Annotated in this window: 22 protein-coding genes; 13 read left to right on the top strand and 9 right to left on the bottom strand. The window is 45.3% G+C overall.

What is annotated here, in order from left to right; all coding sequences use genetic code 11:
* Positions 1 to 461: 461 nt before the first annotated feature.
* Both HI950_RS25360 and gyrA read right to left on the bottom strand, forming a co-directional pair.
* On the bottom strand, positions 462 to 1532 hold the full coding sequence (locus HI950_RS25360) for an HD-GYP domain-containing protein (RefSeq protein WP_169084040.1): 1071 nt from the start codon (positions 1530 to 1532) through the stop codon (positions 462 to 464).
* Positions 1533 to 1637: 105 nt separating this feature from the next.
* Positions 1638 to 4121 carry a DNA gyrase subunit A gene (gene gyrA / locus HI950_RS25365; RefSeq protein WP_169084041.1) on the bottom strand — a complete coding sequence of 828 codons (2484 nt, stop codon included), beginning with the start codon at positions 4119 to 4121 and terminating at the stop codon, positions 1638 to 1640.
* A 290-nt stretch (positions 4122 to 4411) separates the two neighbouring features.
* On the opposite strand from gyrA, the gene HI950_RS25370 reads away from it, so the two are divergent.
* On the top strand, positions 4412 to 5185 hold the full coding sequence (locus tag HI950_RS25370; RefSeq protein WP_169084042.1) for a YheC/YheD family protein: 774 nt from the start codon (positions 4412 to 4414) through the stop codon (positions 5183 to 5185).
* Positions 5186 to 5214: 29 nt separating this feature from the next.
* Here HI950_RS25370 and gyrB read toward each other — a convergent pair whose 3' ends face one another.
* The 6 genes from gyrB to dnaA form a co-directional block, all read right to left on the bottom strand.
* Positions 5215 to 7125: a DNA topoisomerase (ATP-hydrolyzing) subunit B gene (gene gyrB / locus HI950_RS25375; protein ID WP_169084043.1), complete on the bottom strand. Its 1911-nt coding sequence runs from the start codon at positions 7123 to 7125 to the stop codon at positions 5215 to 5217.
* A gap of 46 nt (positions 7126 to 7171) precedes the next feature.
* Entirely contained in the window at positions 7172 to 7423 is a 252-nt protein-coding gene (remB, locus tag HI950_RS25380; protein WP_012772007.1) for an extracellular matrix regulator RemB, read from the bottom strand.
* Between the two features lie 30 nt (positions 7424 to 7453).
* Complete coding sequence (recF, locus tag HI950_RS25385; protein ID WP_169084044.1) at positions 7454 to 8563, bottom strand: DNA replication/repair protein RecF; 1110 nt, start codon at positions 8561 to 8563, stop codon at positions 7454 to 7456.
* A 29-nt stretch (positions 8564 to 8592) separates the two neighbouring features.
* Positions 8593 to 8808, bottom strand: a complete 216-nt coding sequence (gene yaaA / locus HI950_RS25390) for a S4 domain-containing protein YaaA (protein WP_169084045.1) — start codon at positions 8806 to 8808, stop codon at positions 8593 to 8595.
* Between the two features lie 37 nt (positions 8809 to 8845).
* The gene (gene dnaN, locus HI950_RS25395; protein ID WP_169084046.1) at positions 8846 to 9988 is read right to left on the bottom strand and encodes a DNA polymerase III subunit beta; all 1143 of its coding nucleotides are present in this window, start codon (positions 9986 to 9988) and stop codon (positions 8846 to 8848) included.
* Between the two features lie 252 nt (positions 9989 to 10240).
* Positions 10241 to 11596 (bottom strand): chromosomal replication initiator protein DnaA, encoded by a 1356-nt coding sequence (gene dnaA / locus HI950_RS25400; protein ID WP_169084047.1) that lies wholly within the window; start codon positions 11594 to 11596, stop codon positions 10241 to 10243.
* Positions 11597 to 12236: 640 nt separating this feature from the next.
* On the opposite strand from dnaA, the gene rpmH reads away from it, so the two are divergent.
* The 12 genes from rpmH (at position 12237) to HI950_RS25460 (ending at position 23822) form a co-directional block, all read left to right on the top strand.
* A complete protein-coding gene (rpmH, locus tag HI950_RS25405; RefSeq protein ID WP_054025773.1) occupies positions 12237 to 12371 on the top strand; it encodes a 50S ribosomal protein L34 in 135 nt (44 codons plus the stop codon).
* 127 nt (positions 12372 to 12498) lie between these two features.
* Positions 12499 to 12870 (top strand): ribonuclease P protein component, encoded by a 372-nt coding sequence (gene rnpA / locus HI950_RS25410; RefSeq protein ID WP_169084048.1) that lies wholly within the window; start codon positions 12499 to 12501, stop codon positions 12868 to 12870.
* Positions 12871 to 13111: 241 nt separating this feature from the next.
* Complete coding sequence (locus HI950_RS25415) at positions 13112 to 13894, top strand: YidC/Oxa1 family membrane protein insertase (RefSeq protein WP_169084049.1); 783 nt, start codon at positions 13112 to 13114, stop codon at positions 13892 to 13894.
* Positions 13891 to 14514, top strand: a complete 624-nt coding sequence (jag, locus tag HI950_RS25420) for an RNA-binding cell elongation regulator Jag/EloR (protein ID WP_169084050.1) — start codon at positions 13891 to 13893, stop codon at positions 14512 to 14514. Before HI950_RS25415 ends, jag begins: the two co-directional genes overlap by 4 nt.
* 94 nt (positions 14515 to 14608) lie before the next feature.
* On the top strand, positions 14609 to 15988 hold the full coding sequence (mnmE, locus tag HI950_RS25425; RefSeq protein ID WP_169084051.1) for a tRNA uridine-5-carboxymethylaminomethyl(34) synthesis GTPase MnmE: 1380 nt from the start codon (positions 14609 to 14611) through the stop codon (positions 15986 to 15988).
* A 275-nt stretch (positions 15989 to 16263) separates the two neighbouring features.
* Entirely contained in the window at positions 16264 to 18153 is a 1890-nt protein-coding gene (gene mnmG / locus HI950_RS25430) for a tRNA uridine-5-carboxymethylaminomethyl(34) synthesis enzyme MnmG (protein ID WP_169084052.1), read from the top strand.
* Position 18154: 1 nt separating this feature from the next.
* Complete coding sequence (gene rsmG / locus HI950_RS25435) at positions 18155 to 18877, top strand: 16S rRNA (guanine(527)-N(7))-methyltransferase RsmG (RefSeq protein ID WP_169084053.1); 723 nt, start codon at positions 18155 to 18157, stop codon at positions 18875 to 18877.
* A gap of 583 nt (positions 18878 to 19460) precedes the next feature.
* Positions 19461 to 20279, top strand: a complete 819-nt coding sequence (noc, locus tag HI950_RS25440; RefSeq protein WP_169084054.1) for a nucleoid occlusion protein — start codon at positions 19461 to 19463, stop codon at positions 20277 to 20279.
* A 149-nt stretch (positions 20280 to 20428) separates the two neighbouring features.
* Positions 20429 to 21202, top strand: a complete 774-nt coding sequence (locus HI950_RS25445) for a ParA family protein (RefSeq protein ID WP_053373419.1) — start codon at positions 20429 to 20431, stop codon at positions 21200 to 21202.
* The gene (locus HI950_RS25450; RefSeq protein ID WP_169084055.1) at positions 21183 to 22034 is read left to right on the top strand and encodes a ParB/RepB/Spo0J family partition protein; all 852 of its coding nucleotides are present in this window, start codon (positions 21183 to 21185) and stop codon (positions 22032 to 22034) included. The genes HI950_RS25445 and HI950_RS25450 overlap by 20 nt, the downstream gene beginning before the upstream one ends.
* Before the next feature lie 107 nt (positions 22035 to 22141).
* On the top strand, positions 22142 to 23311 hold the full coding sequence (locus tag HI950_RS25455) for an aminotransferase class V-fold PLP-dependent enzyme (RefSeq protein WP_169084694.1): 1170 nt from the start codon (positions 22142 to 22144) through the stop codon (positions 23309 to 23311).
* Between the two features lie 28 nt (positions 23312 to 23339).
* Positions 23340 to 23822: a DUF4446 family protein gene (locus HI950_RS25460; protein ID WP_169084056.1), complete on the top strand. Its 483-nt coding sequence runs from the start codon at positions 23340 to 23342 to the stop codon at positions 23820 to 23822.
* An 18-nt stretch (positions 23823 to 23840) separates the two neighbouring features.
* Here the strand turns inward: HI950_RS25460 and yyaC are convergent, their stop codons facing one another.
* On the bottom strand, positions 23841 to 24449 hold the full coding sequence (gene yyaC / locus HI950_RS25465) for a spore protease YyaC (protein WP_169084057.1): 609 nt from the start codon (positions 24447 to 24449) through the stop codon (positions 23841 to 23843).
* Positions 24450 to 24561: the final 112 nt, after the last annotated feature.

Below are 24561 nucleotides of genomic sequence, written 5' to 3' on the forward strand. Positions count from 1 at the left end.
TTAGGCACGCCGCCAGCGTTCGTCCTGAGCCAGGATCAAACTCTCCAAATTGGTGTTTGAAATGCTCATTACTTTTTATCGCTTTTTCTCACGATTCGTTAGAATCGTAAGGGCAGTTATTACTCGTTGTTCAGTTTTCAAAGAGCAATTTTTTCTTTCGTGTCGACCGTGTGTCTCGTTGGCGACTTAGATAATATATCATAAGCGCCTATACCAATGCAAGTGTTATTTTCAATTTTAACAGAAAAGTTTTTTGTTTTATTATTTTAGCTAAACTGCGACTATATTTACCTTCAATTTCAGATATTACGATTCAGTTATTGAAGCATCAGATCAGCTTTTCCAAAACTAAGAGGAATCACCTTCAATAAAAAAACAGCAAGTACGTGCACACTGCTAGAGATTAAACCTGCCTCTGTGCAGTGATTCCGTACTTGCTGTCCATTTCACAAGAAGCGATCTTATCTGAGCACTTCTTTTATATGTAGATGTCGTTCAACGATAAGATTTACAATCATGCCGTCCAATGATACCCACGGCCTGGTTGGGTAATTGCGATCCGAAAATACAATTTCACCAATCCGCTCATCGCTAAGCCTTACGATTGTGCCATTATGGAACTGAGTGGCCTTCTCTACAAAGGTTCGAACATAAGCCGGGTCCAGCTTGCCGAATGCATCGCTTTGAATTTGTTCCAAAACAAGATAAGGTGATGCCGCCTTCCTATATGCCTTGTTTAAAGTCATTGCATGAAATATATCAGCAATTGCTACAATTTTGGCGTAAGGATGGATTTTTGTCGCATCGATGCCAAGCGGATAACCCGTTCCATCTACCTTCTCATGATGCTGCAGCGCAGCCATTTTCACGCCTTCATTAAGAGCAGGAACATTTTTAAGTAATTGATAGCCAAGAACCGTATGACGCATCATTTCTTCTTTTTCTTCTGGCGATAACGGATTTGGCTTAGTCAGAATCGATCTGTCGATTTTGACGTTTCCGATATCATGGAATAAACCTGCGAATGCAATTTGCATCCAATCCTTTTGAGGAAAGCCCGTCCATTGTGCAATCAGATAGGAAGTCAGTGCAGAAGTAATGCTGTTATGAAGCAAATAATCTTTCTCCATAAAGTGACGCGGAGTAAACGTCAGCAAGTTATAGCTCTTGATATTCTCCAGCAGCTTTTCAAGCTGCTTTCTGATATCCATAACAGGCAAGACTTGACCCGCTATAAAAGAGTTATATACTTGGCGCAGCACATTGAGCAATTTGTCATACTCTTCATGAAGAAGAGTTCCGACGAATATCGGCGTTGGCTCCTGATATGTATCCTCATCATCTTCACGTGTTTTGCTTGCTGCTTGGTTTGATTCGATTTCAACACTCATGATAAGGAAAGCTTGCAGTATTTCTATTTCTTTGGCCGTAACGATCTTTCCCTTATGAAATAGAGTACCGCCAAGCGGGGTGAGGACATCTTCAATGATTTTGTCGCCTAGCTTAAGATGTGATAACGTTACCGCTGCCACGAGAGTCCTCTCCCTCTTTGCTTGAATAGTATGGCTGTACCTTTTATTAAAAAGTGAAAAGCAAGCTGAGCCGCAATGCAACGGCCTCAGCTGCCTTCAACCTCATTATTCGATCGGCTCTTCGCCGCCCTCTATCTCTTCGTTCTCATCAGGCACTTCATTTTCTTCGCTGCGGGCAACACGGGTAACAGTCGCTACCGTATCATCCTCACGCGTATTAATGAGTTTTACACCTTGCGTATTCCGGCCCATCGTCGATATGCCTTCCATGCTGGTGCGGATCATCGTTCCGGATGCCGTCATAATCATAAGGTCCTCATCGTTCTCAACGACCTTAAGAGATACGATTGGTCCGTTTTTATCCGTTACGTTAAGCGTCTTGATCCCTTTACCGCCACGGTTCTGAATACGGTAATCAGCCACTGGTGTCCGTTTGCCGTAACCTTTGGAGGTAACGATAAGAATATCCTTATCCGGTACGATGACGTCCATATCAATTACGGTATCGTCATCATCAAGCGCGATTCCTTTTACCCCGGTAGCGGAACGTCCCATCGAACGAACATCCTGCTCCGAGTAACGGATGGACATCCCTTGCGCTGTTCCCATGATGATCTCCTGGTTGCCGTCAGTCAGCTTCACGCCGATTAAATCATCGTCCTCACGAAGCGAGATCGCGATTAATCCAACTTTACGGATGTTGACGTAGTCATCAAGAGGAGTCTTCTTCACAACCCCTTGCCTTGTAGCAAAGAACAAGAAGTGCTCCGAATCAAACTCTTGAACCGGGATTACCGCATTGATCGTCTCGCCTTGTTCAATTTGAATCAAGTTGATGATCGGCGTTCCGCGAGCAGTCCGGTTAAGATCAGGAATCTCGTAGGCTTTGAGCTTGTACACCTTACCTTTGTTCGTGAAGAACAATAAGTAGTGGTGCGTATTGGATACAAATAGATGCTCGACAAAGTCATCATCCTTTGTGCCCATGCCGACTACGCCTTTACCGCCGCGCTTCTGGCTGCGATAAGTACCGACCGGCAAACGCTTGATGTAGCCCGTATGCGTAATGGAGATGATAACATCCTCCCGAGGAATAAGATCCTCATCGAGAATTTCTTCATCGCTTGCCATTAGCTCAGTACGACGCTCATCGCCAAAACGCTCTTTCAATTCATTAAGCTCCGTGCTGATAATATCAAGCACAAGCTGCTCATCGGCAAGAATCGCCTTATATTCAGCAATTTTACGCATAAGCTCTGCGTATTCCGCTTCGATTTTGTCTCTTTCCAGACCAGTCAAACGCTGCAAACGCATATCCAAAATCGCTTGCGCTTGCTCATGGCTGAGCGAGAATCTTGTAATCAACCCTTCACGTGCTTGATCAGCCGTTTGGGAGCCGCGAATTAAGGCGATGACCTCATCCAAATGGTCAAGCGCAATTCGCAAGCCTTCGAGAATATGCGCGCGAGCTTCAGCCTTCTTCAGCTCAAACTCAGTACGGCGACGAATTACCTCGATTTGATGCTGCAAATAATGATAGAGCATATCACGAATGTTAAGCGTCTTAGGTTCACCATTTACGAGCGCAAGCATATTGATACCGAAGTTAGACTGCAGCTGTGTATGCTTGTATAAATTATTCAGCACGATGCTTGGATTCACATCACGGCGAAGCTCTATGACAACACGCATACCATTGCGGTCTGATTCATCTCGCAAATCGGTGATGCCTTCGATTTTTTTCTCGCGAACAAGCTCAGCTATTTTTTCAACTAAACGGGCTTTAATGACTTGATAAGGCAATTCATGCACGATAATGCGCGCTTTGCCGTTGTTCTCCTCAATAGTCGCCCTTGCCCGCATCGTTACCGACCCGCGGCCTGTCAAATAGGCTTGGCGAATTCCCTGGCGGCCCATTACAAAACCGGCTGTCGGGAAATCGGGACCTTTAATATAATCCATTAGCTCGACTGGCGTAATATCAGGGTTGACAATTAAAGCCTGCACCCCGTCAATAACCTCGTTCAAGTTATGAGGAGGAATATTCGTGGCCATACCAACGGCAATCCCCGTAACCCCGTTTACGAGCAGGTTAGGATATCTAGCTGGCAATACAACTGGCTCTGACTCTTCTCCGTCATAGTTGGGCGCGAAATCAATCGTGTCCTTGTTGATATCACGAAGCAGTTCCATCGCGATCTTCGAAAGCCGGGCTTCCGTATAACGCATGGCTGCTGCAAAGTCACCATCGATTGAACCAAAGTTTCCATGTCCATCAACGAGCATATAACGCATGGAGAAATCCTGTGCCATCCGTACCATCGATTCATATACTGCCGAATCACCATGCGGATGGTACTTACCGATTACTTCTCCCACGATTCTCGCGGACTTCTTATGCGGCTTGTCCGGTGACATGCCTAGTTCAGACATCGCAAACAAAATGCGTCGATGCACAGGCTTTAGACCATCCCTAACATCGGGAAGAGCACGGCTAACAATGATACTCATTGCGTAATCCATAAAGGAATCACGCATTTCCGTACCAATATCCCGATCTCTTATAGATATACGTTGTTCTTCCGCCATGATTTACCTCCCTGACGCTATCTATCTATAGCTACTCTTAAATCAACATAACCTTATATTACTTTCTCAAAAAGCGAGCATATAAACCTTTTTTGCTCAAGCTTTTGGAATTCCCGCAAAACTAGTTTCATTTGTCGTTAAAAATAGGTGTATTGCCGCTCTCCATACACGTAAAACCGCCATAAAATAAACAGACCCAACTTTCATTATACCACTCAATTCTACGTCTGTCTCCTGCATCATTTGAAATCCATTACAAGTAAAGAAGCATTACGAGAGGAGAAAAATCGTTGAGCATTCAACGCGTTACGAGCAAGTGGGCTAAAGCAAATATCATGCTCAAATCGGATTATTTACGCCAATATATGCCTCCAACGAAGCTATTCAGCCGCGGCAGCCTTCATTCGATGCTAAGTGAATATGGCATGGTCTACGTTAAGCCGATTAATGGTACAGCTGGCAATGGTGTCATTCGTGTTGAACGAACGAATACTCCTGCTCTTGGCTATCGCTACCAGCTAGATACAAAGGCCATGTTCTCCCCCAGCTTCGAGCATCTTTATCAGAGGCTTGTTAAGAAAAAGAAAAAACGGAAATACCTTGTTCAAAAAGGGATCCATCTGCTCAAACATCAGAAGCGCCGCTTCGATATTCGCGTCATGGTTCAAAAAAACTTGCGCCATGAATGGGAAGTGACCGGAATTATCGGCCGACTGGCCCATCCAGCAAAAATCGTGACGAATTACCACAGCGGCGGTACGCCAATGGGTCTTGATCGACTTATGGTGGATCATGCAACGCATACTGAGCTTGAAGCATTTAACAACCGGCTAAGAAAGCTGAGCATCACAATTGCGAATAATCTCCAAGTAGCCTATCCGAAACTGAAAGAGCTGGGCGTCGATATCGCAATCGATACGAAGCTGCATCCTTGGATTTTGGAAGTGAATACGCGTCCTGACCTCTATATCTTTCGGAAGCTGCCCGATCAAAGTGTATTTCAAAAAGTATACCGCTACGCCGCAGCATACGGCCGCCTAAAAAAAAGAAGCAGACGTCCGTAACGGGCGGCTGCTTCTTGCAGTTCATGTCATTAAAAGTCTAGATTTGTTACATATCTAGCGTATTTTTGAATGAAATCACGACGAGGCTCAACGTTATCTCCCATGAGCGTATCGAATACGACATCGGCTTCGATCGCATCCTCGATCGTTACCTGCAGCATCGTACGGCTTTCCGGATCCATCGTTGTTTCCCATAGCTGAGTAGCGTTCATCTCGCCAAGTCCTTTATAGCGCTGAACGTTTACTTTAACGCCTTCGCCGAACTCCGCAATGATTCTATCGCGTTCCTTCTCGGTCTGCGCATAACGGATCACTTTATTGCGCTCAATTTTGAAAAGCGGCGGCTGTGCGATATAAATATAGCCTGCATCTATAATTTGGCGCATGTAGCGATAGAAGAACGTCAGCATAAGCGTGCGAATATGTGCACCGTCGACGTCCGCATCGGTCATAATTATAATTTTGTGGTAACGCGCTTTAGATAGGTCAAAATCATCGCTAATGCCTGTGCCGAGCGCCGTAATAATAGCCCGAATCTCCGCATTGCCAAGAATCCGATCGAGACGCGCTTTCTCTACGTTCAAAATTTTACCTCGAAGCGGCAAAATCGCTTGGAAATGACGATCGCGACCTTGCTTGGCGGAACCGCCGGCGGAGTCACCTTCTACGATGTAGAGCTCACTGATCGATGCGTCCTTGGAGGAGCAATCGGCAAGCTTACCTGGCAGAGAGCCGACTTCAAGCGCGCTTTTGCGACGAGTAAGCTCACGCGCTTTGCGCGCTGCTTCGCGGGCACGTGCAGCCTGCAAGCCTTTTTCCACGATTTTGCGCGATACCGATGGGTTTTCCTCAAGGAACTCCTGCAGCTTCTCGGCAAAAAAGGATTCTACGATCCCGCGGACTTCACTGTTACCAAGCTTCGTCTTCGTTTGTCCCTCGAATTGCGGCTCAGGAATTTTAACGGATATAATCGCCGTTAGCCCTTCACGCACATCGTCACCAGAGAAGTTGGAATCATTGTCTCTGATCAAGTTTGATTTGCGGGCATAGTCGTTAATGATCCGCGTCAGTGCGCTCTTAAATCCGGACTCATGCGTTCCGCCCTCATGGGTATTGATATTATTCGCAAACGAATAAATGTTCTCGGTATAGCTGTCGTTATATTGCAAAGCGACCTCGACATGAATATGGTCCTTCGATCCTTCAACATAGATCGGCAGCTCATGAAGCGGCTCGCGAGTACGGTTCAAGTATTTAACGAACTCGATAATGCCGCCCTCGTACATAAACGTATTCGATACGCCTGTACGCTCATCGGAAAGCACAATCTCAATCCCTTTATTCAAAAACGCCAGCTCGCGAATACGCGATTGCAGCGTCTCATAGTCGAATACGGTAGTCTCCGTAAAAATTTCGTTATCCGGCGTAAACGTGACCTGTGTGCCCGTCTCCGTCGTTTCGCCAATGATTTTGATATCATATTGCGGAGCACCCTTACGGTACTCTTGCTGATAGATGTTGCCATCGCGTTTTACTTGAACAATGACGAGCTCGGACAATGCGTTTACGACCGATACGCCGACCCCGTGCAAGCCGCCGGAAACTTTATAGCCTTCTCCGCCGAACTTACCACCCGCATGCAAAACAGTCATAACGACTTCTAGCGTCGATTTTTTCAGTTTTGCATTCTCGCCTACGGGAATACCGCGTCCATTATCAATAACGGTCACGCTGTTATTTTCATGCACGATAACTTCGATTCTCGAGCAATAACCGGCCAAAGCCTCGTCAATACTGTTATCGACAACCTCCCATACGAGATGGTGAAGACCTTTTCCACTAGTGGAGCCAATATACATCCCCGGACGTTTGCGTACTGCCTCTAATCCTTCCAGGACCTGTATCTGACTCTCGTCATACGTATGCTGCTCCAAAGACATGCAACTTCACTGCTCCTCTCAACTGCTCTTCCTGATCGCCTTCGCTCTAGCCGTTTGCCGCAAAATGATGGGCTCGCTTCTTCAGCGTAGAGGATGATATCGGCGAATAATATATTTTCTGCTTCGTTACAACGATCGATTTCGGCTCTTCCTCGCCTATCGTCTCAACGTCCTTGCGCTTGCGTGCTCCCGCAACGAATTGCTTGGATAGTTTAGAGGACTGCTCGATAGAAATATCAAAAATGGCCACCAGCTCTGCAGCCCGAATAATTTTCTCGCCGCCCAAATGGATATACATGCCCTCTTTCACACCTCTCCTATTCGCAATTTAACGTGTCACTCGGCCGTCATGCACATGGTAGATGCCGGCATCTTGAAGCCTGCTCACATTCACGCTTTCAAGGCCGGTCGTTGTAATAAAGGTTTGCACTTTGCTTTGAAATGTCTCAATAAGCTGCGTCTGACGATTCTGATCAAGCTCCGACAGCACATCGTCAAGCAGCAAAATCGGGTATTCACCGATTTCCTCGTTAATGAGCTCTATTTCTGCTAATTTTAAAGATAGGGCCGTCGTTCGCTGTTGCCCTTGGGAGCCGAATATTTGCGCTTCTTTGCCGTTAATAAAAAACGCCAAGTCATCGCGATGCGGACCCACAAGCGTAACCCCTCTGCGAATCTCCTGATCTCTCACCTGTGTTAACTTTATCATAAATTGATCAAATAAAACAGTTTCATCTTGCTGGGCATCCGCGTCAAATGAAGGACGGTACTCAATAGTGAGCTGCTCAGCACCGTTCGTTATGCCCGAATGAATTTGTTCTGCAAACGTTTGTAATTTATGTATAAAGTGTTTCCTTTTTTTCATGATTTTAACACCATGCTCTGCTAGCTGCATATTCCATACATCCAGCATCGTCTGATTCGCCCCGCCAGGATAGGCAGCTTTCAAGAAATTGTTGCGCTGCTGAAGCACTTTTCCATACTGCTGCAGCGTATACAAATAGCCGGGCTGCACTTGTCCGATTTCCATATCAAGAAACCGTCTTCGTATACCCGGCGTGCCTTTTACAATTTCCAGATCCTCTGGGGCGAACATGACGACATTGACTGAACCGATGAAGTCGCTGAGCTTACGCTGCTCAAGTCCGTTTATTTTCGCTTTCTTTCCCTGTGCGGAAAATAGCAGATCAAGCTTCATCGATCCGTATTTCTTATCTACCTCGCCTGATATGCGAGCGGAATCGGCCTGCCAGCCAATAAGCTCCTTGTCCTTCGACGTGCGATGCGACTTGGTTAGCGCAAGCACGAATATCGCTTCGAGCAGATTTGTTTTTCCCTGGGCATTTGGACCAAGAAACACATTCACCTTATTAGGCGTTTGCAGGTCGAGCTCGCTATAGTTCCGATAATTTTGCAGCTGTATGCTCGTTAAAAACAATGTTTTTGACCTCCCGGTCCGTTGGTGCGTTACGCTTTACCTACCGTAAAGACGCCGCAGCCTTCAACCTCAACTTTATCCCCAGCATACAATTTTCTGCCTCGGCGGTTATCTGCTTCCCCGTTAATCATGACGGTATTCTCCTGAAGGAAAAATTTCGCATGACCGCCGGTCGATATGCAATCCGATAGCTTCAAAAACTGGCCGAGCGTTATATATTCCGTCTTAATGCCGATTTCCTTCATCGAAATGGGTCATTCCTTTCTTCGCATAAGCGCTTGGTTAGCCCGTAGTTCTGTAAGGCAAGATGACATACATGCTGTACGCGTGATCCATTGGTCGAATGATAATCGGGCTCATTGCGCCCGTAAAGCCAATGAACAGCTGCTCGCTATCAATAACCTTGAGCACATCGAGCATATATTTGGAGTTAAACGCGATTCTTAGCGGTTCTCCGTTAAATTCCTTTGCTTCGAGCTGCTCGGTTACGCGGCCAAGCTCGGTCGAGCTGGATGATATTTCAATGGACCCGTCTTCAAGCGTCATAAGGCGAACGATATTCGTTTTTTCCTCACGAGACATCAGGTAAGCGCGGTCTATCGCATCCATTACATTTTTTGTATCAAGAACAAGTTCTGTTTTGAACGTTTGCGGAATAATCTTAGAAGTATCGGGATAGGTTCCGTCAAGAATACGCGTATAGAACAACACGTTTCCAAGCTTAAATAGAACTTGATTGTCTGCTACAACGATATCGACAAGCGCATTTTGCTCAGGAACTAGCTTTGACAGCTCGATAAGCGTTTTTGCCGAAATAACGACATTGCTGAATTTGAATTGCGACTCCGTGTCGACTTGTGCGGTGCGGCTTGCCAAACGATGGCGGTCGGTTGCGACAAATTTCAGCTCGCCTTCAAGCAAGTTCCATAATACGCCCGTCAAAATAGGTGTTTGTTCGCTAGCCGAAGCTGCAAGAACGGTCTGACGAATCATCGCTTTTAATAAATCGCCAGGCATTTGAAGCACTTCATTTTGTTCAATAGACGGAAGCACTGGGAATTCCTCCGGATCGAGTCCGACCATTTGGATCTCCGTTGAACCGGAGCGAATGATCGTCTGATACGTATTGCTCACTTCGATTACGACTTGCTCGGAAGGAAGCTTTTTTACGATTTCGACAAAAAATTTAGCCGGTAAAACGACGCTTCCGGGTTTATCCACATGTGCAATAACGAATTGATCTCTCTCCACAGGGATAAAGCTTTGAATCGAAATATCGGTATCGCTTGCGGTAAGTGTTACCCCAAGGTGAGTGACTTCGATTTTGATACCTCCGAGAATCGGTATAGCAGGGCGAGAGGATGCAGCCTTCGCAACTTGCTGAATCGCGTCGTTTAATTCATTTTTTGAGATTGTTAATTTCATGGTTTCACTCCTAGCGTTCTTATAAATTCATCTAATTATGAGTTCGCACGAACCAATTTATATTTCTGCGTGAAACGCGCTTTTGCCTTTCAGAAAAGGCGACAGCCGTTTACGCTTTTTTGATGATGTTTTTTTAAAGATTTTTAGTAGTCGTAGTAGTAGGGGCACTGAATATGTGGATAACCCCGTGGAAGACCGATAAAGCAAGCCTATCCACATGTGCATAGCGTGTGCATAGGCTTGCTTAGTTGTTCACATATGATTTTTGATTTTTTCGGTCAGGTTTTGAATGATTTTGTACAGGTCCTGATCGATCTTGAGCTGCTGCGTAATTTTCTCATGGGCATGGATGACGGTCGTGTGGTCACGCCCTCCGAATGCCTCACCGATCTTAGGCAGCGAGAAGTCTGTCAGCTCCCGGGATAAATACATCGCGATTTGTCTCGGGTAGGCCACGGCCTTAGTCCGTTTCCGCGCTTTGAACTCCTCAAGCCGCAGTCCGTAGAACTCTCCGACTTTTGTCTGAATATCATGCATCGTTATCATTCTAGGCCGGCTGGAAGGAATTATATCCTTGAGCGCTTCGGCCGCCAAATGCGACGTAATGTCAGCGTTTATTAAGGAGGAATAGGCGACAACCCTAATCAGGGCGCCTTCCAATTCACGAATGTTCGTATCGATTTGATTGGCGATATAGATCATCGCTTCGTTCGGAATATCTAAATTTTCGGCCCGTGCTTTCTTGCGCAAAATGGCGATCCGCGTCTCCAGATCCGGCGGCTGAATGTCGGTAATAAGTCCCCACTCAAAGCGGGAACGAAGCCTCTCTTCCAGCGTCGGAATTTCCTTAGGCGGGCGGTCACTTGAGATGACGATTTGCTTTCGTTCCTCGTGCAGTGCATTAAAGGTGTGGAAAAACTCCTCCTGCGTCTGCTCTTTTCCGGCTAGAAATTGAATATCGTCAATAAGCAGAACGTCGATATTGCGATATTTCGTACGGAAGCTCTCACCGCGATTGTCACGGATGGCGTTGATGAATTCGTTCGTAAATTTCTCGGACGAAATATATAGAACCTTGGTATTCGGGTTGTGATCCATGATGTAGTGGCCGATTGCGTGCATCAAGTGGGTTTTTCCCAGACCAACGCCGCCATACAAAAATAATGGATTGTAAGCTTTGGCCGGCGCTTCGGCAACAGCAAGCGATGCAGCATGCGCAAAACGGTTGTTCGCTCCGATTACGAATGTATCAAACGTATATTTCGGGTTAAGCATATGAGTAGGCGTTGCTTCTTCGTTCATGACAGGGGAATGCACCGTCCTCGGCGGAAACATATAAGCCGGCTCCGCACCCTTCGGTTCTTCTATAGAGAAGCGAACATCTACCTGTCTGCCCAAAAACTCGAACAGTGTCGTTCGAATTAACTTCGTATAACGGCCCTCCAGCCATTCGGCCGCAAATGTTGTCGGCGCTGTTACTTCAAGCATGGAATCATCGACAAAAGAAGCCTTCGTCGCTTTGAACCAGGTGTCAAAGCTCGGCTTGCTTAATTTAGTCTGGATGATCGACAACACTTGCTGCCATAAATCATAGGTATGGCTGTCCACAGACTGTCACTCCTTATCCAATCGCCACGAATGGCGCAGTTACAAGAAAAAATGTCGAAAATCAGGGTATTATAACGAAAGCATCCACATTATACAGAAGAAATTGCGAATGAGTTATAAATAGGGGATGAGTTTGTTCACAATGTTATCCACAGGCTGTTGATAAAACTGAGGCAATATTGATCTAATCCACAGTGAAAACATAATTATCATAGCAAAAGATGCCTTATATTTCAACGAATTCGCATATTTTATCCACATTCTCAACTGCTTGTGCATAAAAGTTATCTACACCACTACATATTGTTTATATCTTGTTAAGATTTCGACAAAGTTCGTTTCGGGCGCCTGTGGATTGTGCACATGTTATTAGTTTTTGATAAATGGAGGCATTTCATGCGTTTATCCACAGACCGTAATCCTGAATTTTTTATCAACAGGAAGGAGATCGAGCGGGTCATTGACTTTTGACTGCCAACGTGGTTTAATAAAAAAAGCGTTTTTTTAAATATAAGGCCTTGTAAGTCGTATACTTATGAAGCTGCTTATATTTCACCGCGAAACGATGCTGCTCCGTCAAATTAGACGGCGAGAGCCGTTACGCTTGATTGGAAACACGCAGTATAGGAGGTGCAGAACGATGAGACCTACATTTAGACCTAATGTAAGCAAACGCGCGAAAGTGCATGGATTCCGCAAACGGATGAGCACGAAGAACGGACGTAAAGTTTTGGCAGCGCGTCGTCAAAGAGGAAGAAAAGTACTGAGCGCATAAGCAGAAGACCACGTCCGGTGGTCTTTTTTTTTTGCTTGTGAGGATGAGGAGTGGGTAGCAGGCTGCTTAGCCTGCTCACTTACTGGCGATACTTAGAAGATCAACGAGAGAACGGTGGCCATCAGTCGTGCATAGAAAATTGCGTCTTCGCAATCGTGAAGACTTTAGCCGAATTTATCGAGGCGGCAAATCGTTTGCGAATGGGCAGTTTGTCGTCTATTGGTCAAAGCAGCCATCGGCGGAGCCTTTTCGCTTAGGTGTGTCTGCCAGCAAAAAGATTGGCAATGCGGTTGTGCGCAATCGCATGCGCCGAATGATCAAGGAAATCGTGCGTCATCAAGCAAATCGGATCGTCCCCAAAACCGACTTCATACTAATAGTAAGAAAGCCAGCTACGATGATGAAGATGAAGGAAATGGAGAAGAGCGTGCTTCATGTATTGAAGAAGGCCGGGTTGCTTAAGAGCACAAACCATACGAAGGCTAAGCAGGCAGATTAGCGTTATTCTGCAGGCTTGCTTTGCGTACCGAAAATACGCTATTCGCCACGATTGAAGAAAGCGGATGCATGTGTAGTCTCGTTGTTTCTTTGTCCCATAAATTATGGTATAGTCTAGAATGAAAATATACGCTTGTACTAGTTGTACATTGCCTATATTTCGTCATGAACAAATGCTTTGCCGCAAGGGTACGGCCATAGCCGTTATCGCTTGATGTAATGGCTCTCAGAGAGGAGTTTTAATGTTGTTGTTTTGGACTAAAAACAAAAAATGGATTTTAGTGCTTGGCCTTGTTCTGCTAATGGGTGTGCTGGCGGGATGCGGCGCTCCAACAAACCAGACGACGGAAACCGCTGATTTATTGAAGGGGAACTTCTGGGAGAAAAATGTCGTCTACTATTTTGCCTTGACGCTTGATACGTTCGCAGGCTGGTTTGGCGAATCCTACGGACTTGCTATATTGCTCCTGACGATTATTGTAAGAACGTTGATTTTACCTTTAACGCTGAAACAGTACCGCAGCTCGAAAGCGATGCAGGCTTTGCAGCCTCAAATGGCTGAAATCAAGAAGAAGTACAAGGATAACCCGCAGAAGCAGCAAGAAGAGACAATGAAGCTGTTCCAGACGCATAAGGTTAATCCGATGGCGGGCTGCTTGCCGCTGATTGTTCAAATGCCGATTTTTATCGCGTTGTACAATTCCATCTACAAAAATCCGGATATTCGCGAGCATACCTTCTTATGGCTTGAGCTCGGGGAGAAGGATCCTTATTACATTCTTCCGATACTTGCAGCAGCAACGACTTTCATTCAGTCGAAGATGATGCAGAAGCAACAAACACAAACGATGCCGGGTATGGGCATGATGCTGGCGATTTTCCCTGTGCTTATTTTTGTAATGGCACTTTCATTCCCAGCAGCTCTTCCTCTTTATTGGGTTTACAGCAACATTTACACCATTGTTCAGAACTACTTCCTGTACGTTCGTTCATCTGACAAGGGTAAGGAGGCCCCTGCGAAATGAAGAAAATCGTTGCATCAGGAAAAACGGTAGAAGATGCTGTACGTAACGGTTTGTCACAATTGCAAGTAACTGAAGACCGCGTTAAACAGGTTGTGCTTGAGCAGCCCACTAAAGGTTTTTTTGGACTGTTCGGCGCAAAGGAAGCGAAAGTTGAGCTTGAGCTAATTCCCGATCCTATGCTGGAAGCGGAGCAATTTCTCCGTGAAGTAGCAGGTACGATGGGGCTGCAAGTAAACATCGATCGAAAGCAAACAAGAGAAGGTACCCACTTTGCCGTATCGGGCAGCGGAGACCTTGGTATGCTGATTGGACGTCGCGGACAAACGTTGGATGCATTACAGTACTTGGTTAATATTGTGGCTAATCGTTACTCAGACAGTCATTTGCGTATCGTGCTTGATGCAGAGGATTTTCGGGAGCGCCGCCGCAAGACGTTAGCGGATTTATCCGATCGTTTGGCGGGACGAGTCATTCGCACGAGGAAGGAAGTTGTCCTGGAGCCAATGTCGCCGCATGAGCGCAAAGTTATTCATTCGCAGCTGCAGAATCACCCTAAGGTGAAGACGTTTAGTAAAGGCGACGAGCCGAATCGGCGAGTTGTCATAGCACTCAGGCAGTAATCATTCAAACAATTGTATAAGAAACTATACGCTATCCACAGCAATGGCTCATAATGGTCATTGCTGTTTTTCCATTTGAGAGGTGCTGACAGCAATGGTACACGATACGATAGCAGCCATTTCGACAGCAGTCGGAGAAGGTGGCATCGCCATTATTAGAGTAAGCGGACCAGAGGCAATTGCCGGGATCGCGACCGTATTTCGTTCGAAAATAAGCTTGAAGGATGCACAATCGCATACGCTGCACTATGGTCATATTGTTGACCCCGCGACAGGCGAAGAGGTAGAAGAGGTGCTGGTTACGCTCATGCGGGGGCCGCGTTCCTTTACTGCGGAGGATGTCGTTGAGATTAATGCACATGGCGGCGTCATTGCCGTTAAGAAGGTGCTTGATGTTGTATTACAGCTGGAGGGGTACCGTACAGCGGAGCCTGGTGAGTTTACGAAGCGCGCTTTCCTGAATGGTCGAATCGACCTGATGCAGGCAGAGGCTGTAATCGATTTGATTCGATCCAAATCGGATCGAGCTTTTTCGGTTGCAAGGAAGCAGGCTGAAGGTGTTCTATCCAAAAGGATCAAAGCTTTAAGGCAGACGGTTATTGAGCTGCTTGCCCATATCGAAGTGAACATTGATTATCCTGAGCATGACGTAGAGGAAATGACGAGCTCGTTCATTCGTGACCAATGCGATTCTGCTATTGATGAAATAGATCGTCTGTTAAAAACGGCGAATGAAGGCAAAATATTAAGAGAAGGCATTGTGACGGCTATCGTAGGACGGCCAAATGTCGGCAAGTCCTCGCTTATGAATGTGCTGACCCAGGAGAATAAGGCGATCGTTACTGATATCCCTGGAACGACTCGCGATGTCATCGAACAGTTTGTAGCATTGAATGGCATTCCGCTTAGGCTGCTGGATACTGCGGGCATTCGTGAAACGACCGATGTGGTCGAGCGAATAGGAGTAGAGCGTTCGCGCAATGCGCTGGAAGAAGCGGATCTCATCTTGTTCGTGCTTAATTATAATGAGCCGCTGCAATTAGAGGATATCGAGCTTTTGCGTCAAATGAAGGATCGTCCCGTCATTGCGATCATTAATAAGACTGACTTGCCGCGTCAATTAGAAATTGAGGTGGTGGAGGAGTCGATTTCTGCTGATTCCATCGTAAGAATGTCGGTTCTTGAGGAAGATGGGCTCGATCGGTTAGAGAAGACGATAAGCGAGATGTTTTTTGAAGGTCAGCTTGAGTCTGGCGATCTGACATATGTCAGCAACGTTCGACATATTGCTTTATTGAAGCGGGCAAAACAATCGTTGGTCGATGCAATAGAAGCGTCGGATGCCGGTATCCCCATTGACCTTATTCAGATCGATGCACGTTCAGCATGGGAATCGCTTGGCGAAATACTCGGTGATGAAGCCGGCGACTCATTGATTGACCAAATTTTCTCGCAGTTTTGCTTAGGGAAATAGATGGAAGTAGGCTATTTCGGCAAAACTGAATTATGCTTATAGTATAAGGTTAGACGTTTGATGCGTTAACAGTGTTGTAATATTTAATCGCAGAGGAAGCTTAGCTTGTGAATTGTGTAGGTTTTCTTTCAAATATCAAGGTTGTTGTTATAGGCTTAGGAAGTAGATTTTCTACGAAAACCTAAGATGATGCTTACGAAGTAGGATTTCTTCGAAACCTAGGATAATGCTTATGAAGTAGGTTTTCATACGAAAGCCTTTAGGAGGGTAAAAAAATGCGATATTTAGCTGGTGAATATGACGTAATCGTCATTGGAGCGGGGCATGCGGGCTGCGAGGCTGCGCTTGCTGCGGCGCGAATGGGCTGCGAGACGCTTCTGCTTACGATAAATCTAGACATGGTTGCTTTTATGCCATGTAATCCATCAATCGGCGGTCCTGCAAAAGGGCATGTTGTGCGTGAAATTGATGCGCTGGGCGGTGAGATGGGACGCAATATTGATAAAACCTTTATCCAAATGAGAATGCTCAATACAGGTAAAGGGCCGGCGGTTCATGCACTTCGTGCGCAAGCCGACAAATTTGATTATCAGCATGTCATGAAAAAAACGATTGAAGAAACGCCGCATTTGACGCTTCGCCAAGGGATGGCGGAGGAGCTTATTGTTGAAGACGGGAAATGCTTAGGAATCGTAACCAAAACAGGTGCGGAATATCGCGCGCGTACAACGGTTGTTACAACAGGTACGTATTTGCGCGGCAAAATTATTATGGGCGAGCTGATGTATGAGAGCGGTCCGAACAATCAACAGCCATCAGTCCGACTATCCGCAAGCTTGAAAGAAAATGGTTTGGAGCTCGTACGCTTCAAGACGGGTACGCCTCCGCGCGTGCATAAGGATACGATTGATTTCTCCAAAACCGAAATTCAGCCAGGGGATGATAATCCTAAGTTTTTCTCCCATGAAACAGAGTCATCAACGAATGAACAGCTTCCTTGCTGGCTGACGTATACATCAGAGGCGACGCACAAAATAATTAATGACAACTTGCATCGCGCTCCGATGTTCTCAGGCGCAATTGAAGGAACAGGTCCACGTTACTGCCCATCAATTGAGGATAAAATTGTCCGTTTCGCAGATAAGCCTAAACATCAAATCTTCCTGGAGCCTGAAGGTAAAAATACATCAGAGTACTATGTGCAGGGCCTATCTACAAGTATGCCTGAGGACGTACAGCTCGGTATTTTACGATCAATACCAGGTTTGGAAAAAGTTGAGATGATGCGTAACGGCTATGCGATTGAATACGATGCAGTTGTGCCTACGCAGCTATGGCCGTCTTTGGAGACAAAGGTAATCGATAGCTTATTCACAGCTGGACAAATTAACGGAACATCTGGCTATGAAGAAGCAGCAGGGCAAGGGGTAATGGCAGGCATTAATGCTGCACGCAAAGTGCAAGGAAAAGATCCAATTATCATTGGCCGTTCTGAAGGGTATATTGGGGTCATGATCGACGATCTCGTTACGAAAGGTACAAATGATCCATACCGTTTGCTTACTTCAAGAGCGGAATATCGTTTGCTGCTTCGTCATGACAATGCGGATTTGCGTTTGACGCCAACTGGCTATGAGATCGGTCTTATTTCCGAAGAGCGTTATAATAAATTTTTGCGCAAAAAAGAATTGGTGGAAATCGACATTGAACGTTTGCGCGGAACAAAGGTAAAGCCGGACCAAGTTAATGATATGCTGACAGCTGCGGGTACTGCACCGATGGAGCATGGAACGGATGCCTTATCGCTGCTTCGCCGTCCTGAGGTTACCTATGCGATGCTTGAGACGGTTGTTCCTTCCGTTCCGGAAATGTCGGAGGAAATGAAAGAACAAGTCGAAATTCAAATTAAGTATGCTGGTTATATTGAGAAGCAGCTCGTGCAGGTTGCGCGACTCAACAAAATGGAGAAAAAGCGGATACCGGATGATATCGATTATGCTGATGTTCGCAGTCTGGCTTCGGAAGCGAAGCAGAAGCTTAGCCTTATTCGCCCGCTTTCGATTGGGCAAGCGTCCCGCATTGCCGGCGTAACCCCAGCGGACATTTCCATTCTCCTCGTTTACTTGGAGCATTATAACCGTGTAACGGCAGCGAGAGGTTCATAATATGGATGAAACATTGCAATGGTTTACAAAAAGAATGGAGGAGAGCGGGATTCCGCTTTCTCCCGTTCAGCTTGATCAGTTCGAGCTTTATTATCGGCTGCTTGTCGATTGGAACGAAAAGATGAATTTGACGGGGATAACGGAAAGAGATGCCGTTTACGAGAAGCATTTTTATGATTCCGTCTCGCTTTCCTTCTATACAAATATGAGCAGTGTGCGTAAGCTTGCTGATATAGGGTCAGGAGCCGGTTTTCCGAGTATCCCTTTAAAGATATGCTTCCCTCACCTGCAGGTGATGATTGTTGACTCATTAAACAAAAGAATTCAGTTTTTAACGCATCTAAAGGATCAGCTTGGCTTGGATCAAGTACTATGCTTACATGGTCGAGCTGAAGATATTGCACAACTGCCAGAGCATCGCGATAGTTATGACGTTGTAACTGCAAGAGCAGTTGCACGGTTGAATGTGCTGAATGAATTTTGCTTGCCTTTCGTGAGGAAGGGTGGCTTGTTCGCCGCAATGAAGGGTTCTCAGTCTGATGAAGAGGTAAGAGAAGCGTCCTTTAGCTTGAGAGAGCTAAAAGCCAAAATTAAATCACAACATCAGCTTTCTCTTCCAAACGAACAGTCCGAGCGTCATATTATATTAATCGAGAAGCTGGAAGGCACTCCGCGTAAATACCCTAGAAAAGCAGGGACACCACTTAAGCAGCCGTTAATTTAGTAGCGTAGATATGTTCCACGTGAAACATTTTAGAAGAAAACAATTTACAGTATATTTGTCGCCATATTTATACAACATTTATTTGTTCATAAGAAGTGTCAAGCAGGAGATCGTCCAGCTGTAGTCGAATTATTAAGTAGATGAAGAGACAGGACGATCCGTTAGTAACGAGTATGATTACGGTTGCCATAAGGCAGCTCTTACTTCGTAATGCGGGTGAATATAAGCATCGTATTAGGGTTTAACGCTATACCTGATTATATTTAAAATGATGCCTCTCCTATCATTACCGAATGAATATTGTTATGGATGTTCGCCGTGCAGTTGACGATTATTACCTGAGAGAGGTTCTAGCAACCGATAATAATCCAATTGGCAATGAACCAATCTTACTGCTGAAGCGTATTTATTGCAAAAACCTTGTAATTGCTTTTTAATAGAATAATAGTATGTTCTGGACATGGAATTGAATATACTGATATTTTATATGAAACTCATCGTTTCCGAGCAAATTGGAAAAAATGGTTTCATTTGAAGTGATTAAAAACAAGGTTTATCTCATGATCGGGTGGTAATTATCGATATGAAAGAACAATTTTCTCGATTGTTCGGCCTGTCCGAGCAGCGCACACCGCAAGAAGAAGTTCGGCAAATACCGATTCAGGAAATTGATGCGAGTCCTTTTCAACCGCGTACGATTTTTGATGACGACCGAATTGAAGAGTTATGCCAGACGATTAAAACGCATGGCGTTATTCAGCCTATCGTTGTACGTATGCGTAACGGAAGATATGAGATTATTGCGGGAGAGCGTCGTTGGCGTGCCGTTACTAAGCTTGGGTATGATACGATTCCCGGCATTGTTCGTGAATTCAACGATTCACAGACGGCATCTATTGCATTAATAGAAAACCTTCAACGTGAAAACCTGTCGGCAATTGAAGAAGCGATCGCGTATCAGAAGCTGATCGAGCTTCATCAGTTAACGCAAGAGAGCTTGGCTCAACGCCTCGGCAAGAGTCAATCTACTATTGCGAACAAATTGCGATTGTTAATGCTAAATGATACGATTAAGATGGCGTTAATGGAGCGCAAAATTACCGAGCGTCATGCAAGAGCGTTATTGTCGTTGGATACCGAGGAGTTACAGCTTAAGGTATTAGAAGAGATTATTGCAAAAGATCTAAACGTGAAGCAAACGGAAGTCAGAATTGCTTTCTTAAAGGAATCGACGAAACTGAAAAAAGCGAAACGCATATCCTTTACGAAGGATGTACGGTTGGCTCTTAATACCATTAGACAATCCATTGAAATGGTTTCAGGATCCGGATTGCAAATAAAGACAAATGAAAAGGATCATGATGACCATTATGAAATTGTCATTCAGATCCCTAAACGATAGTCATAGAATGCTATAATAGCAATAATAATATACTTATTTTGTGCCGTCCTCACTGAGGGCGGCGATGCCATTTCTAGCTAAAGTTTCATTTTCTTTCAGTCAGCAAGAAAACAGCACATAAAAGTTGTACACATAGAGGTGAGCCGGTTTTGTCGAAAATTATTGCTATAGCCAATCAGAAGGGCGGTGTCGGAAAAACGACAACGTCTGTCAATTTAGCTGCTTGTTTAGCATCGCTTGGTAAAAAAGTGCTGCTAGTTGATATTGATCCACAAGGGAATACAACGAGTGGATTAGGTATCAACAAGGGCGATGTAACGAATTGTATTTATGATGTACTTATTAATGATGTCCATCCAAAGGATGCGATGTTCGAAACTAGAGTTCCAGGCTTGAAAATCATACCTGCTACAATTCAATTGGCCGGAGCGGAGATCGAGCTAGTCCCGACGATATCTCGAGAGCTGCGTCTAAAAAAATCGTTGCATTTGGTTAAAGATGATTTCGATTATGTTCTTATCGATTGCCCTCCCTCACTCGGTATATTGACGATAAACTCATTGACCGCAGCGGATTCGGTACTTATTCCTATTCAATGTGAATATTATGCGCTTGAAGGATTGAGTCAGCTATTAAATACAGTGAGACTCGTTCAAAAGCATTTGAATACATCCCTTCAAATCGAAGGCGTTCTTCTCACGATGCTGGATGCTAGAACGAATCTTGGTATTCAAGTTATCGAAGAGGTTAAAAAGTATTTTCAACAGAAGGTTTATCAAACGATTATCCCGCGCAATGTCCGTTTAAGTGAGGCGCCATCTCATGGTCAAGCTATTATCACATATGATCCACGATCTAAAGGTGCGGAAGTTTATCTTGAACTCGCAAAGGAAGTGATTATGTATGAGCAAGCGGCTAGGTAGAGGGCTGGATGCGCTTATCCCATCGCTTTCTGTGAATGACGATGACAAAGTGATTGAAATTTCATTATCTCAATTAAGACCCAATCCGTATCAGCCAAGAAAAACCTTCGACGAGGATTCCATTAAGGAGTTAGCGGAATCCATTAAGCAGCATGGCATTATTCAACCTATTATTGTGCGTACCGTATTGAAGGGTTACGAGATAATTGCAGGGGAGAGACGTTTCCGGGCTTCTCAATTTTGCGGTAATGCAACGATTCCTGCTGTTGTAAGATCTTTTACCGATCAACAGGTAATGGAGATTGCCTTAATCGAAAACCTTCAGCGTGAGGATTTGAACGCGATTGAGGTTGCAATTGCTTATCAAGCACTCATTGACAAGTTCAAGCTTACACAAGAGGAATTGTCCATGAAGGTTGGAAAATCCCGCTCTCACATCGCAAATTTTGTTCGCTTGCTTTCATTGCCATCAGAGATCAAGGATAATGTTTCACGTGGAACAATTTCCATGGGTCATGCACGAGCCTTGGTTGGCATTAAGGATGATAAGGTTCAGAAGGAATTAGCTGATCTTACCGTTTCCTTAGAGTGGAGCGTGCGCGAGCTGGAAGAGGCGATTCAGAAGCTGGATACGAAGCAGCCTGAGGATAAAACAAAGCCGAATCAGAAAAAACGCGATCCTTACATCGACCATTTAGAGGAGTCGCTGCGGGAGCGATTCAAGACGACGGTGAAGATCAAACAGCAAAAAGATAAAGGTAAAATAGAGCTTCAATATTATAGCAAACAGGATCTAGAAAGATTGCTAGAGCTGCTTCAGTATATGGCATAAGCTATACCAAACAATGGCATACCTAAGTTGTAATCTTGCTTTTGAAAGATTAAACTAAGGTATGCCATTGTTGTGACTAGTTAGCTTGGAAAGGCGTGAATATCGTGATTAATAATGAACAAACGGTTATTTATTTGGATCATGCTGCAACCTCTTGGCCAAAACCGCCTGCTGTAACGGAAGCAGTCGTAAATGCAATGCTGAACGACGCTGCTAACCCTGGGAGAGGCAGCCATGCTATGGCTGTGCGAGCAAGCCGTGTATTGTTTGAAACGCGCAAGCAGCTAGCTAAGCTGTTTAATATAAAAAATCCAAATGATATTGCATTTGCATCCAATACGACGATGGCGCTCAATATGGCGATTAAAGGCTGGCTTAAACCAGGTGATCACGTCATTGCCACTTCAGTTGAACATAATTCGGTCAGAAGGCCGTTATATTATTTGGAGCAAACAATTGGCATTGAAGTAACCTATGTAGAATCCGATGAACGTGGAAACCTAAATATAGATGACGTTGCCCAAGCGATACGTCCCCATACCACGCTGGTTGTCGTAAATCATAGTTCAAACTTGTTGGGAACGATTATGCCGGTAGCTGATATTGCGGAGCTCACAAGAAAACATGGCATTAAGCTGCTTGTAGATGCGGCCCAAAGCGCAGGAATAATACCGGTTGATGTGAAGGCGATGGGCATTCATATGTTAGCGTTCCCTGGGCATAAAGGGCTGCTTGGCCCACAGGGCACAGGAGGGCTGTACATCGATCCGGAGCTGGAATTGGTTCCATTGCTGCATGGAGGGACAGGAAGCCAATCAGAGGCGCTTGAGCAGCCTCAGGTCAGGCCGGACAGGTACGAGGCGGGTACGCAAAACACGCCCGGGTTGGCAGGGCTTAAAGCGGGTGTCCAGTATGTGCTGAATGAGACTGTTCAGCACATCCATACTAAGGAATGGGCTCTGACGCAAAGGCTTATTCATGGTTTGATGCCGGTGAAGGGCGTCAAGCTGCTTGGGCCGGAATTAGGCGAGAACCGAACAGGGATTGTAGCTTTTAATTTGCAAAACGTCGACCCCTCGGAGCTGTCGTTTATATTGGATCAGCATTACCAAATTGCCGTGCGAGCAGGCTTTCATTGTACGCCGCTCGCACATGCTAGCGCAGGAACAACAGCAACTGGTGCGATACGCGCAAGTGTGGGTGTTTTTACAACGGATATGGAGATTGACGCTTTAACGGATGCTATTAAGGAAATAGCACAACAGTATGGGGTTTAAGCAATGAATTGGGGGCGGAACAACAACGATGGAAGACTGGACATCAAATCCGATGAATGCTGTAACGGTAGTATTAGCTTTATTAGTCATCATTTTATTTATTTGGATAGCGATTGTTGGCGGGCGGCTGAAAAAGCTTAGAAAGCAATATACAGCGGTCATGGGGAATACAGGTTTAACGAATATGGAAGATGTCATCGTTGAGTTGAAGGAAGGGCTGGCCGAGCAGAAGCAAGCGAACCAACAATTGAAGGAACAGCTAGCAGTTGTACAAACGTCTCTCCCCAATCAGAAAGGCAAAGTGGGCGTCATTCGTTATAATGCTTTTTCCGAGCAGGGTAGCGATCTTAGCTTCTCCATCGCTATCGTTAATGAAGAGAAGGATGGTGCTGTTTTTACAGGAATCCACAGCCGGGATAATACGTATGTGTATGCGAAGCCGATTGAAAAAGGAGAATCCGCATATCCGCTTACGCCAGAAGAGCGTAAAGCTATTTTGGAAGCAAAATAAATAGTAAAAAGGCCATAGTTAAAGGTTATCTGCCGCGGCCGTTTGTTCAAGAACGCTGGTGGAGAGATGGGCATGGTTTGCAATAGCTGTAAATAAGCTGAGTGCAATAATTTCGGACATCTTCATAACGAGATGAAGGCGAGTGTTCTGCAGGACGAAATACTCCATAAAACCGCCTACATTTACAATGCCAGTAAGATGAATGTCGCCGACCGGAGGGAGATCCTTATTGACGCCCGCACCAGGGCGCACAGGCCCGATGCCAAGTTGAATGCTGCCTACACTGGATACTTGCCCAAGGCAAGCATCGATTCCGATAACGAACGGCTTATGGAAACGGCGATTGATTTCTATAAGAGTATCATCCAGATTCATGGCATGGACGGGATTCTCTAAGGTGCCGAATAATGAAAAATGCGGGCTGCGGTACTTAGCTAGGGACGTTCCGATTAAAGGTCCTAAGGAGTCGCCGGTGGAGCGATCCGTTCCAACACATACGACAACAATAGGGCGGCTTTCCGCCATCTCATCAAGCAAGGTGGTAAGGCGATTGACCAGAATGCCAATGACGTTAGGGGTCGTGTAAGGTACCTTTAATGGCGTCTCTTTAATAAATGGAAGCTTCATAGAATCCCTCCGATAATACCGATATGTTACTAGTATATGGATGGGACAACCATTTTATACGTCAGATAGTTTTGATATTTAAGGTTAAGCCGATGAAGGACGTTTGCCGATG

Source organism: Paenibacillus sp. PL91 (assembly GCF_012935325.2).
In the GTDB taxonomy this organism is placed as follows: Bacteria; Bacillota; Bacilli; order Paenibacillales; family Paenibacillaceae; genus Pristimantibacillus.